This is a genomic window from Nocardia niwae NBRC 108934 = DSM 45340 (assembly GCF_001613465.1).
GTDB lineage: Bacteria > Actinomycetota > Actinomycetes > Mycobacteriales > Mycobacteriaceae > Nocardia > Nocardia niwae.
Window position 1 is genome coordinate 79419 of record NZ_BDCK01000018.1, and the last position, 11151, is coordinate 90569.

Consider the following 11151-nt stretch of genomic DNA (forward strand, 5'->3'; position numbering starts at 1 on the left):
AAAGGCGGCGGGTATGGAGTACGGCAGCATCGAACGGGAGATCTACGTCGATGCCTCGCCCGAGGTGGTCTTCGAGGTCGTCAGCAGCCCGGAGCACATCTCGCAATGGTGGAGCGACGATGCCGCGTTCGAAGTGGCTCCCGGTGCGGTCGGCGAGCTGGTCTGGGGTGACCGGGCGCAGGTCGCTCCGATGACCGTGGTGCGAGCCGAGCGGCCTCGGGTGTTCTCGTTCCGCTGGTGCTACCCGGACGGCGAGGTCGACGACTCCGCCGGCTCGCTGCTGGTCACCTTCGAACTCGTCGCCTCGGGTGCGGGCACCCTGATCCGGCTCACCGAGACGGGTTTCCGGGAGACGGGCTGGGAGGCCGCGAAGCTGGCCGAGCAGTACCGCGAGCACACCGTGGGCTGGGACACCTACGTTCCCCGGCTGGGGGAGTACATCGCCCGGCTGGTGTCGGCCCCGTGACCGCCGCTGTCGACGACGACCTGTGGTCGGCTATCGGAGATCCGACGCGTCGTCGGATGCTCGACCTGCTCCTCGTGGACGGCGGGGGCACGGCCACCAGTCTCAGTACGCAACTACCCGTGACGCGGCAGGCGGTCGCCAAACATCTCGGCGTGCTCGACCGCGTCGGCCTGGTGCATGCCACCGCCGCCGGGCGGGAGCGGCGGTACCGCGTGGACGAGGCGCAACTGGCCCGAGCGGTGGCCCAGCTGTCCTCGGTGGGGGCGGCGTGGGACGCCAGACTCCGCCGGATCAAGCGGATCGCCGAGGCGATTCAGCGCAGCCAGGACCGGCAGTGAATCCGGACCGGAACCAACGGAAGAAAGGAAGCGAAAATGGTGGACATCCTGCACAGGGTCGGTATCGAAGCGCCGGTGGACGAGGTCTACGCCGCCTTGACCACCACCGAGGGCTTGTCCGGCTGGTGGGCGAGCGACACCAGCGGCACGAGCGACGACCTCGGCGGCCTGATCGAATTCCGCTTCGGCGCGGGCGGATTCGACATGCGCGTGCGCGCCCTCGAGCCGGGCAAGCGAGTGCTGTGGGAGGTGGTCGGCGGCCCCGACGAGTGGCTCGGGACCGAGGTGGACTGGACCCTCGATCAGGCAGGGGACTACACCGTCGTGCTCTTCGCGCATCGGGGATGGAAGGAGCCGGTGGAGTTCATGCATCACTGCAGCACCAAGTGGGCGGTCTTCCTGCTGAGCCTGAAGTCCTTGGTCGAGACCGGCAAAGGCGCGCCGGACCCGTACGACGTCAAGATCGACAACTGGAATTGACGTGCTGCGCGGGCATCGCGACAGCATCTTCGCCATCGGTGAAGATGCTGTCGCGCACTCGCCGCGGTGTGCGAATCAGGCGCCCACGTAGGCCGCGAGGTGCTCGCCGGTGAGGGTGGCGCGGGCGGCGACGAGGTCGGCGGGAGTGCCCTCGAAGACGACCCGGCCGCCGTCGTGGCCCGCACCGGGACCCAGATCGATGATCCAATCGGCATGCGCCATCACCGCTTGGTGATGCTCGATGACGATGACGGACTTGCCGGAGTCGACGAGCCGGTCCAGGAGGGCGAGCAACTGCTCGACGTCGGCGAGATGCAGGCCGGTGGTCGGCTCGTCCAGGATGTAGACGCCGCCCTTGTCGGCCATGTGCGTGGCCAGCTTGAGTCGCTGCCGCTCGCCGCCGGACAGCGTGGTGAGCGGTTGGCCCAGGCTGAGATAGCCCAGCCCGACGTCGGCGAGCCTGCCCAGAATGGCGTGCGCGGCCGGCGTGCGCGCTTCGCCGTCGCCGAAGAACTCCTGCGCCTCGAGCACCGGCATCGCGAGCACTTCGCTGATGTCGCGTCCGCCGAGGTGGTACTCCAGTACCGATGCCTGGAATCGCTTCCCCTCACACTCCTCGCAGGTGGTGGCGACGCCGGCCATCATCCCCAGGTCGGTGTAGACGACGCCGGCGCCGTTGCAGGTGGGACACGCCCCCTCCGAGTTGGCGCTGAACAGGGCGGGCTTGACGCCGTTGGCCTTCGCGAACGCCTTGCGGATCGGCTCGAGCAGGCCGGTGTAGGTTGCCGGGTTGCTGCGCCGTGAGCCGCGGATGGGCGCCTGGTCCACCGACACCACACCCTCCCTCGCGGGAATCGACCCGTGCAGCAGTGAGCTCTTGCCGGAACCGGCCACGCCGGTGACGGCGACGAGCACGCCCAACGGAATGTCGACGTCGACGTCGCGCAGGTTGTTGGCGTTCGCGCCGCGGATTTCCAGCTTGCCTGCGGGCTTGCGCACCGTCTGTTTGAGCGCGGCCCGGTCGTCGAAGTGGCGGCCGGTGACCGTGCCGCTGGCCCGCAGCCCCTCGACGCTGCCCTCGAAGCAGACGGTGCCGCCCGCCGTACCGGCTCCGGGGCCGAGGTCGACGATGTGGTCGGCGATCACGATCGCCTCCGGCTTGTGCTCCACCACGAGCACCGTGTTGCCTTTGTCGCGCAGCCGCAGCAGCAGATCGTTCATCCGCTGGATGTCGTGCGGGTGCAGGCCGATGGTCGGCTCGTCGAAGACGTAGGTGACGTCGGTGAGCGACGAGCCGAGATGACGGATCATCTTCGTGCGCTGCGCCTCGCCGCCCGACAGCGTGCCCGATGGCCGGTCGAGCGAGAGGTAGCCGAGGCCGATCTCCACGAACGAGTCGAGGGTGTGCCGCAGCGCGGTCAGCAGCGGCGCGACCGACGGCTCGTCCAGACCCGCCACCCACTCGGCCAGGTCGCTGATCTGCATCGCGCAGGCGTCGGCGATGCTGATGCCCGCGATCTTCGACGATCGGGCCGCCTCGGTGAGCCGGGTGCCCTCGCATTCGGGACAGGTGGTGAAGGTGACCGCCCGGTCCACGAACGCCCGGATGTGCGGCTGCATCGCCTCCCGGTCCTTGGCCAGGAACGACTTCTGGATCTTGGGAATCAGCCCCTCGTAGGTGAGGTTGACGCCCTCGACCTTCACCTTGGTGGGCTCCTTGTAGAGGAAGTCCCGCATCTCCTTCCGGGTGTAGTCGCGGATCGGTTTGTCGGGGTCGACGAAGCCCGACTCCGCGTAGACCCGCACCGTCCAGAAGCTGTCCGATTTCCAGCCGGGAATGGTGAACGCGCCTTCGGTGAGCGACTTGGAGTCGTCATAGAGCTGGGTGAGGTCGATATCGGAGACCGAGCCCCTGCCCTCGCAGCGCGGGCACATGCCCCCGGTGACGCTGAAGCTGCGCCGCTCCTTCACGGTCCGTCCGGCGCGCTCGGTCGTGACCGCACCCGCTCCGCTGATCGAGGCGACGTTGAAGGAGTACGCCTGAGGCGAGCCGATGTGCGGCTTGCCGAGCCGGCTGAACAGAATGCGCAGCATGGCGTTGGCGTCCGTGGCGGTGCCGACCGTGGAGCGCGGATCGGAACCCATGCGTTGCTGGTCGACGATGATCGCGGTCGTCAGGCCCTCGAGCACGTCGACCTCGGGCCGGGCCAGCGTCGGCATGAAGCCCTGGACGAAGGCGCTGTAGGTTTCGTTGATCAGCCGCTGCGATTCGGCGGCGATGGTGCTGAACACCAGCGAACTCTTGCCCGAGCCGGAGACGCCGGTGAACACCGTCAGCCGCCGCTTCGGGATCTCGATGCTGACATCCTTCAGGTTGTTCTCGCGCGCGCCGTGCACGCGGATCAGATCGTGGCTGTCGGCAGTGTGCAGCGCGGGCGACTGCGTGTCCGTCGTCGTGGCCGTGCTCATCGTGTCTCCCTCTGTCGGGCGGGGCCGCGTGAGCGGCCCGGGATCGGCGTCGCCTGGCTCGATCCAACCAGATCGACCGATATGGCTGATTGTTCGCGAGCCCGCCCGGGCGACGGCGCCGGACGCGGCGCACCGAGTCGCCGGCCGTCCGGGCGTCGTCGCGGGTGACGGTGGTCGTCGGGCGGCGCGGCTGACCGCACCGGAGGTTCAGCGCAGCTGCTGGATGCGGATCAGATTGCCCGCGGGGTCACGGACGGCGCAGTCGCGAACCCCGTACGGCTGCTCGGTGGGCTCCTGCACGATTTCCGCGTCACCGGCCGCCAGCCGCTCGAAGGCGCCGTCGAGATCCTTGGTTGCCAGCAGGATGCCGCCGTAGGTGCCCTTGGCCATCATCTCGGCGATGGTGCGGCGCTCGTCGTCGGTGATGCCGGGATCGGCGCCCGGCGGGTGCAGCACGATGGACGTTCCGGGCTGGCCGACGGGGCCCACGGTGAGCCAGCGCATCCCTTCGTAGCCGACGTCGTTGCGGACCTCGAAGCCGAGAAGGTCGCGGTAGAAGGCGAGCGCCGCATCCGGGTCGTCGTGCGGCAGGAAGCTCGCGTGAATGGTGATATCCATGGCAGTCAGGCTAATTGCGGCTCGGTAACCGGCGCTTCTCGATTCCTGATCGGTCTGGTCACCTGTTTCGCCACGCAGGACGGCATCCCCGCCGTCGCGCGCGCCGCCTCGCGCCGGTAGACGCTGGGCGGCACCCCCACCAGCTCGGTGAAGCGTGTGCTGAAAGTGCCCAGCGACGAACAGCCGACCTCGAAGCAGACCTCGGTGACGCTCAGGTCGCCCCGGCGCAGCAGCGACATCGCGCGCTCGATGCGCCGCGTCATCAGATAGGAGTACGGCGACTCGCCGTAGGCGAGCCGGAACTGGCGGCTGAGGTGCCCGGCCGACATGTGCGCGTCGCGGGCGAGCGCCTCCACGTCCAAGGGCTGCGCGTACTCCCGGTCGATGCGGTCGCGGACTCGACGTAGCCGCGCGAGGTCGTGCAGCTGCTGCGCCGCGGCGGGTCTACTGGTCACTCACCCGATGGTGCCACATCGCGGTGACACGCGGTCGATGTCCGTCCCGCCGCTCGCGGGCTCCCAGGGCTACCAGAAGGTCGCCGAGAGCTCGTACTCGGCGAGCGCGGCCTGCACCAATTCGGTGAGCCGCTCGGCGTCGAGCAGGGTCGGTGGGTGGAAACCCATGATGCGCAGCGTGATCGCGTCCGCGGCCTCGATCAGCGCGACATACAGGTTGCCGCCGCGTTCGGTCACGACGGTCCGCGAGTTCAGGCTCTGATTGACCAGGCCCAGCATCATCGCCGAAGCCGGGCGGCCGTCGATGCGGAGGATCTCGGGGTCGAGCTTGCCGAGGCTGGAACACACCGTGGAGATGGGATCGGTGGCGGCTTGCCGCGCCAGGCGGGCGTAGCGCCCGCGCGGCAGCGCCACCGCGACCGGAACCAGCGGCGGGACGTCCTGACCGCTCGCCGCGGCCGCCGTGAGCTTCTCCTTCATCACCGCGCGCAGCGGGGCCAGGTCGACCGGCTCGCCCCCGCGAGCGTCCAGCTCGAAGGCGATCGAGGTCAGAGCGTTCGCGCGAAGATCATCGGCGGTACGGGTGCTGACCGGCATCATCATGCGAACCCGGCCCTCTTCGTCGGTGCGGCCGATCTCCGTGGCGATAGCGGCCATCATCGCCACCGCCAAGGTGGTGCCGGTTCCGCCCCGCGCCCGTGCCGCCGCATGCCACTGCTGCGCCGGGACGGTCGCGGTGACCGTCGGAAGGTGGAAGTCCCGCCCGTTATCGCCAGGCCCGGCGCCGCCGCGCCTGGCGACGGACAACCGCAGCGCCAAACCGGCAGCCGAGGGGAACGACCGGGCTCGCCGCGCGGCATCGCGAAGATCGCCTGCCAGCAGACGCAGCCGGCCGAACTCGTCGCTCGGGTACGCCAGGTCGAGCCGCTTGTCCGCGACCGCGTCGGTGACTGCCGCGCAAAAGGCGTGGCCGTCCGCGAGGGTGTGCGAAACCAGCAGCGACACCGCGCTTTCCCCGTTGTCGAGCCGGGTAGCGGCCAGCCGCCACGCGGGCCCGCCGAAGGTGCGTAACTCGGCATGCCCCTGTTCGGCGATCCAGGCCTCGAGGGCACCCGATGGAATGGGCTCATCGGCGATCTCGAGCGGGCTGAATTCGGCTCGGGTGGTCCAGCGGTCCCCGGCGGCGGGGATCATCGCGGGTGCGGCCGCCCTGCCCAGCCTGCCGTGCCGCAATGCCTCGTGGAAATGCTCCAGCGCCGCGAGGTCCACGGGACGGTCGTAACGCCAGACCGCCTGTATCGCCAGGGTTCCCCCTAGCGCGGAGTGCCCCCGTGCACTCACGCAATCGATATCGGTCAGGCGGTAGGTCACGCAAATCTCCCCTCGAGTTCCGGACACCGGGCGGGTCCGCACCGGTGTCGTCGCCGCCACAACTCTGGCGCTTACGACGATGAAGATCGTTCGAATGTCCGGTTTCGAGCTGTTCGGCCAACCAAGAGCATCCGGCCTGGCAACGCCGTGGTCAACCCTACTGGCGGGTTCGGTGTCCGCCGCCTCCGCGATACGTCCCGATGCGGTGCGAATGGTACCCATTGGTTCGCTGTGCTGCACGAACGAGAAATCTCTGCACATCCGCGGGGGATCCGAGGCTCGATCGCCGGGCACCGCGAACCGGCCCGATGCGGTCACTCGAGCTGGACGGGCGACCACATCAGCAACGTGCCGGTGGCGCGGGTGGCCGGCTCGCGCCCGCGGATCAACGGCAGGTAGACCTCGTCCACGAGGTCGATCAGCACGTCGTCGGGCGCGGTCGGCGCGCCGCGCACGACGAATTCGTTGCGGAGCAGAACCAGGGCGACGGTGGGGACGCGCGGATGCAACGCCTCAGGGGCTACTTTCCCCGGGCGATTGCGCGACTCAGCAGGGGTGAGCCACGGGGCGGCGGCGTCGCCGGACTGATCCGGCAGTTGCGCGGGCAGTTCGGATGCGCCACCGGCGGAGAGAGCGCGGCGGCTCAGTCGTGGCGCTCGCGGTGGTGGCGGAAGGCCAGGCGGACGAGGTCGGCGATGTCCGGGTCGGCGATCGCGTAGATGTGACGCCTGCCGTCCTTGTGGGCGTGGACCAGGCCGGCGAGCTTCAGTTTGGCCAGGTGCTGGCTCACGGCGGGCACGGACTGGTCGACGGCGGCGGCGAGGGAGCCGACGTCGCGCTCACCCTGCGCGAGGAGCCAGAGTATCTGCAGGCGCGCGGTGGCCGCGAGCATGCCGAAAACGGCCGCAGCGTCCTGTAATCGGTCCGCCGGGATGGGGCCCGGCGGTTCGCCCTGCTGGGTCACGTCCGCCTCCATAGCTGTCGGTAGGGTGACACGGCCGTGTCCGGCTGTGCAAGCATGTGGCCGCCGGACCGGCACGTGTCGCTTCGGGCCGAAAACCGTTGTCGTGCGCCCACATCGGTGCCGATCGGCGCCGCCAGTTTTCCAATGGGTGGCGGGTTGTCGAATACTTGCGCAACTGATTGACGTACCCCGATCGGCGGGTTTCTAATGATGGATGGCGCAATTCGTGCGCCGGTCGACCAGTGAAGCGAGGTGAGCGGCAGATGCCGGATGACGGTATCGACATCGACATCGACATCGACATCGACATCGACAGCCGGGCCGCCCTCGAGAAACAGGTTGCGCCGCCGCGTCGTTGATCCGCGTACGTGATCGGCGACCGGGCAACGGCGCCCCGATCGGCCGGCGCAGCACGCACTTCCACCTTCGTCGATCGACGCGAAAGGGCGCGTCCGGGTTCGATCGATGCGTGTTGTGTCCGCGGCGACGGTCTTCTCGCGGATCGACGCTGCCCCGCCCCGTGTGCGCGTCCTCTGTCCACGAGGGGTGTGCCAGCCCCGCACGATAGTAAGTATTGGAGCCCCCGCTATGGCCACACCGCACGAGAAATCCGAAACATCGTCGCGCCCAACAAATCCGGAAAGCGAGCCGACCGGTGCGCGCCCGGATTCGTGCATGCGAGTCTTCTCGGGGCAGTGGTAGTCGATGACGACCTTTCTCAACGCCGTGACCGCCGACCACTTCGACACCGAGGTGCTCCAGCAGCATTGGATTCCCCTCGCGGCCGACGACGCCGACACCGCGGCCGTGCTCCGGGAACGGCTCGGCGTCGACTTCACCGCCGCGCACAACCAGGTCTGGGAGGCAGGCAACTTCCTCTACCTGCCGGTGGTCGCCGATTACCAGCGCGGCGAGACCATCGAAAGGGCGACGATCGTCTTCGCCCTGGGCGGAGAGTTCCTCGTGACGCTGCAGCCGTCCGAGCATTTCGTCCCGTTCGACAAGGCGGTCGCGAAGATGCGCCGCAACCCGCAGCTCGCGGGTTCCGCGCACGGTGTGATGTACGCGCTGCTGTGGGCGCTGAACGAGGCGTCGGAGCGGGTACTCCACCACAGCGGTGACGCGCTGGAGGCGACACAGGACGAGATCGAGCGGGCGATCTCCGGCCACGACCGGCGCGATTCCGCGATGGCCGACCTGCGCGGCGCGCTGGCGCGGATGAACGCGACCGAGCGAATCGTCGCGCGTACTCGCGAGACGCAGCTGCAATTGGCCCGTGCGGCGCGCCACCTGCGGGCCGATGCTCCGTCCGGCCACGGCGAACTGGACAGTGCGATCGGCGTCCTGCTCGCGGACATCGACGGGGTGGGGCAGCACGCGGGCGTCGAGTACGACAAGGTTCGTTATCGGCAGCACTCCGCGCTGGCCTGGCTGGATGTCCGGCAGAACGAGATCGTCGAGGCGTTCGCCGTCACCGCGGTCTTCCTGCCGCCCACGCTGATCGCCACCTGCTACGCCGTGGATCTGATCTCCGAGTTGTCCTGGGTGACCGGTCTTCTGGTCACCTGCCTGCTGACGCTGGCCTCCGCGCTGATTCCGCTCGCCTACCTGAAGAAGAAGGGCTTACTGCGCTGAGTGCCGTCGCTGTTGTCCGGCGATCATTACCTCGCGCGTAATCGACGCGAGGCGCGCGGCACGGCAAGGTTGACGACAGCCGAACGGAGAACCCGATTCGGTTGACGAAAACCATTGCAGCACAGGAGGTTCAACATGTCGCGTTATGAGGAAGCGGTCGATCGGTACTTCGCCGCGTGGAACGCCACCGACGAATCCGCCCGGGCCACCGCGGTCGCGGCCGCGTGGGCCGAGGACGGCGCGTACACCGATCCGCTCGCCGAGGTGAGCGGTCACGCCCAGCTGGCAGCTGCCATCGGGGGTGTACAGGCGCAGTTCCCCGGTTTCGAGTTCCGCCGTCTCGGCGAGGTCGACGGCCACCACGACATCGCCCGCTTCTCCTGGGAGCTGGTCTCGGCGGCCGACGGCAGCGCCCCGGTCGCGGGCTCGGACGTGATCACCCTCGGATCGGACGGCCGGATCACGAGCGTGCACGGCTTTCTCGACCGGGTGCCCTCGGCTTAGCGTCCGGTCCTTGCGCCGCTGAGCGCAAGATTCCCGGAGGTCCTGGTCGCCCGCCCGTGCCCCGAAACGGTCCGGCGCCCGCGCGATGGCGGGCACCGCTGTGGGGTCTCGTGATCGCGACACGCCCGGCAGCCCGCGGCCCGGTTGTGCCTGCGGCGAACACGGTGCGTCGCCGCCGCCGCGGGGGCATGCTGGACAAAGTAGTGCAAATCCGGCAAACAGGGTGGTGGTCGGCGTGGACAACGCCGCGATGGATGCCTACTCCCGCACGGTGATCGCGGTGGCGGCGTCGGTGACGCCGCACGTCGCGAGTGTGCGGACCAGGCGGGGGAGCGGATCGGCGGTGGTTTTCACCGACGACGGGTTTCTGCTGACGAACGCGCACGTGCTCGGCGCGGCACGCGAGGGCGAGGTGGTCTTCGCCGACGGGGTGGAATCCCGGTTCCGGGTGGTCGGGGTGGATCCGCTGTCGGATCTGGCGGTGCTGCGCGCCCGCGATGGCGCACCGGACGCGGTGCCCCTCGGAGACGCCGACCGATTGGTGGTCGGCCAGCTGGTGGTCGCGGTCGGCAGTCCGCTGGGTCTGGCGGGCTCGGTCACCGCGGGCGTGGTCAGCGCGCTCGGACGGGCGGTTCCGGTGGCCTCCCGCCGCGCCGGGCGGGTGATCGAAGACGTGATCCAGACCGATGCGGCGCTCAATCCCGGCAATTCCGGCGGCGCCCTGTCCGATTCGGCGGGCCGGGTGGTCGGCATCAACACCGCGGTCGCCGGGATCGGTCTCGGCTTGGCCATCCCGATCAACGCGACGACGCGCCGGATCATCGGCACGCTGCACACCGACGGACGGGTACGACGCGCGTATCTGGGCTTGGTCGGCGTGCCCGCGCCGCTACCCGAGCCGGTCGCCGCGCGGACCGGGCAGGCGGCCGGGGTGCGCATCGTGGAGGTGGTCCGGGGCGGCCCCGCGGAGGAAGCGGGCCTGCGCCGCGGTGATCTGGTGCTGAGCGTGGCGCGGTCGGAAGTGCGTGACGCCCAGGGCATCCAACGGCAGCTGTTCGCCGAGGCGATCGGCGTGCAACTGCCCGTCACGGTGCTGCGCAACGGGGCGATGGTGGACGTGATCGCCGTTCCGGTGGAATTGGCGGCCGACTGAGCGCCTGCTAGTGGGCGGTCCGGACGGGTTCGGGGGCGCCCGCCGGGGCGGGTGGTGCCGTCTTCCATCGCGCGTCGACGACCAGGCCGGCCAGGCCGATCGCCAGGCAGACGCCGGACAGCGCCAGCATCGCCGGGTGAGTGGTGCCGGTGAGCGCGTCGCCGAGCACGACGGTGCCGATCGTGCCGGGCAGCACGCCGAGCACCGTGGCGATCAGGTACGGCCAGAACCGGATCGAGGACAAGCCGCAGCAATAGTTGATCACCGAGAACGGCACCGCCGCGATGAGCCGCAGCGAGCCGACCGCCAGCCAGCCCCGGCGCGCGAGACGTTCATCGATCGCGCGCACCGCCGGATGGGTGAGCCGGGCGGCGACCTGCTCCCGGTCCAGCGCGCGCACGAGCAGGATCGCCAGCACCGCGCTCACGGTCGTCGCGCCCACCGCGAGCGTGATCCCCAGCAGCGGGCCGAACAGCAGCCCGGCGCTGACGGTGAAGACGGTGCGGGGAATCGGCGCCACCGTCACCAGAGCGTGGACCAGGAAGAACAGCAGCGGGAAGACCGGGCCGACCGACGTCGCCCACTCCTGCACCTGGCGGGGCGAGGGCAGCGGAACCACCAGGGCCGTGCCGAACAACGCCACCGCGCCCACGAGCAGCGCGACGATACGCGGGTCGCGGATCAGCTTGGTCACGACG

The 11151-nt window shown here is 69.6% G+C and carries 13 protein-coding genes; 6 read left to right on the forward strand and 7 right to left on the reverse strand.

Features of this window, described 5'->3' with window-relative positions; genetic code table 11:
• The first annotated feature begins 13 nt into the window (after positions 1–13).
• Genes NNI01S_RS11045 through NNI01S_RS11055 form a run of 3 tightly spaced genes read left to right on the forward strand, consistent with a single transcriptional unit; the run spans position 14 to position 1284 of the window.
• Positions 14–466: an SRPBCC family protein gene (locus NNI01S_RS11045; protein ID WP_063019955.1), complete on the forward strand. Its 453-nt coding sequence runs from the start codon at positions 14–16 to the stop codon at positions 464–466.
• The gene (locus NNI01S_RS11050; protein WP_063019956.1) at positions 463–804 is read left to right on the forward strand and encodes an ArsR/SmtB family transcription factor; all 342 of its coding nucleotides are present in this window, start codon (positions 463–465) and stop codon (positions 802–804) included. The genes NNI01S_RS11045 and NNI01S_RS11050 overlap by 4 nt, the downstream gene beginning before the upstream one ends.
• Before the next feature lie 36 nt (positions 805–840).
• Positions 841–1284 carry an SRPBCC family protein gene (locus NNI01S_RS11055; protein WP_063019957.1) on the forward strand — a complete coding sequence of 148 codons (444 nt, stop codon included), beginning with the start codon at positions 841–843 and terminating at the stop codon, positions 1282–1284.
• A gap of 75 nt (positions 1285–1359) precedes the next feature.
• Here NNI01S_RS11055 and NNI01S_RS11060 read toward each other — a convergent pair whose 3' ends face one another.
• The 6 genes from NNI01S_RS11060 to NNI01S_RS11085 form a co-directional block, all read right to left on the reverse strand.
• Entirely contained in the window at positions 1360–3753 is a 2394-nt protein-coding gene (locus NNI01S_RS11060) for an ATP-binding cassette domain-containing protein (RefSeq protein ID WP_063019958.1), read from the reverse strand.
• A gap of 207 nt (positions 3754–3960) precedes the next feature.
• Positions 3961–4371 (reverse strand): VOC family protein, encoded by a 411-nt coding sequence (locus tag NNI01S_RS11065; RefSeq protein ID WP_063019959.1) that lies wholly within the window; start codon positions 4369–4371, stop codon positions 3961–3963.
• Positions 4372–4376: 5 nt separating this feature from the next.
• Positions 4377–4826, reverse strand: coding sequence for a helix-turn-helix transcriptional regulator (locus NNI01S_RS11070; RefSeq protein ID WP_063019960.1), 450 nt, complete (start codon positions 4824–4826; stop codon positions 4377–4379).
• 69 nt (positions 4827–4895) lie between these two features.
• Entirely contained in the window at positions 4896–6197 is a 1302-nt protein-coding gene (locus tag NNI01S_RS11075; RefSeq protein ID WP_157114702.1) for a condensation domain-containing protein, read from the reverse strand.
• 314 nt (positions 6198–6511) lie between these two features.
• The gene (locus NNI01S_RS35680; protein ID WP_218019181.1) at positions 6512–6706 is read right to left on the reverse strand and encodes a hypothetical protein; all 195 of its coding nucleotides are present in this window, start codon (positions 6704–6706) and stop codon (positions 6512–6514) included.
• Positions 6707–6840: 134 nt separating this feature from the next.
• Positions 6841–7161 carry an ArsR/SmtB family transcription factor gene (locus NNI01S_RS11085; RefSeq protein ID WP_245676066.1) on the reverse strand — a complete coding sequence of 107 codons (321 nt, stop codon included), beginning with the start codon at positions 7159–7161 and terminating at the stop codon, positions 6841–6843.
• Positions 7162–7866: 705 nt separating this feature from the next.
• Between NNI01S_RS11085 and NNI01S_RS11090 the strand changes: the two genes are divergently transcribed.
• The 3 genes from NNI01S_RS11090 to NNI01S_RS11100 all read left to right on the forward strand — a co-directional run bounded on the left by NNI01S_RS11090 (position 7867) and on the right by NNI01S_RS11100 (position 10453).
• Positions 7867–8796 carry a CorA family divalent cation transporter gene (locus NNI01S_RS11090; protein WP_084488708.1) on the forward strand — a complete coding sequence of 310 codons (930 nt, stop codon included), beginning with the start codon at positions 7867–7869 and terminating at the stop codon, positions 8794–8796.
• Between the two features lie 135 nt (positions 8797–8931).
• A complete protein-coding gene (locus NNI01S_RS11095) occupies positions 8932–9300 on the forward strand; it encodes a nuclear transport factor 2 family protein (RefSeq protein WP_063019964.1) in 369 nt (122 codons plus the stop codon).
• A gap of 250 nt (positions 9301–9550) precedes the next feature.
• A complete protein-coding gene (locus NNI01S_RS11100) occupies positions 9551–10453 on the forward strand; it encodes a S1C family serine protease (RefSeq protein WP_174554393.1) in 903 nt (300 codons plus the stop codon).
• 7 nt (positions 10454–10460) lie between these two features.
• Here NNI01S_RS11100 and NNI01S_RS11105 read toward each other — a convergent pair whose 3' ends face one another.
• Positions 10461–11147: a TVP38/TMEM64 family protein gene (locus tag NNI01S_RS11105; RefSeq protein WP_174554394.1), complete on the reverse strand. Its 687-nt coding sequence runs from the start codon at positions 11145–11147 to the stop codon at positions 10461–10463.
• Positions 11148–11151 lie beyond the last annotated feature (4 nt).

What these genes read in the sequence shown, in the direction of transcription:
- NNI01S_RS11045 (WP_063019955.1), top strand. Translation starts at nt 14, where the DNA reads ATGGAGTACGGCAGCATCGAACGGGAGATCTACGTCGATGCCTCGCCC.
- NNI01S_RS11055 (WP_063019957.1), top strand. Translation starts at nt 841, where the DNA reads ATGGTGGACATCCTGCACAGGGTCGGTATCGAAGCGCCGGTGGACGAG.
- NNI01S_RS11060 (WP_063019958.1), bottom strand. Translation starts at nt 3,753, where the DNA reads ATGAGCACGGCCACGACGACGGACACGCAGTCGCCCGCGCTGCACACT.
- NNI01S_RS11065 (WP_063019959.1), bottom strand. Translation starts at nt 4,371, where the DNA reads ATGGATATCACCATTCACGCGAGCTTCCTGCCGCACGACGACCCGGAT.
- NNI01S_RS11090 (WP_084488708.1), top strand. Translation starts at nt 7,867, where the DNA reads ATGACGACCTTTCTCAACGCCGTGACCGCCGACCACTTCGACACCGAG.
- NNI01S_RS11095 (WP_063019964.1), top strand. Translation starts at nt 8,932, where the DNA reads ATGTCGCGTTATGAGGAAGCGGTCGATCGGTACTTCGCCGCGTGGAAC.
- NNI01S_RS11100 (WP_174554393.1), top strand. Translation starts at nt 9,551, where the DNA reads ATGGATGCCTACTCCCGCACGGTGATCGCGGTGGCGGCGTCGGTGACG.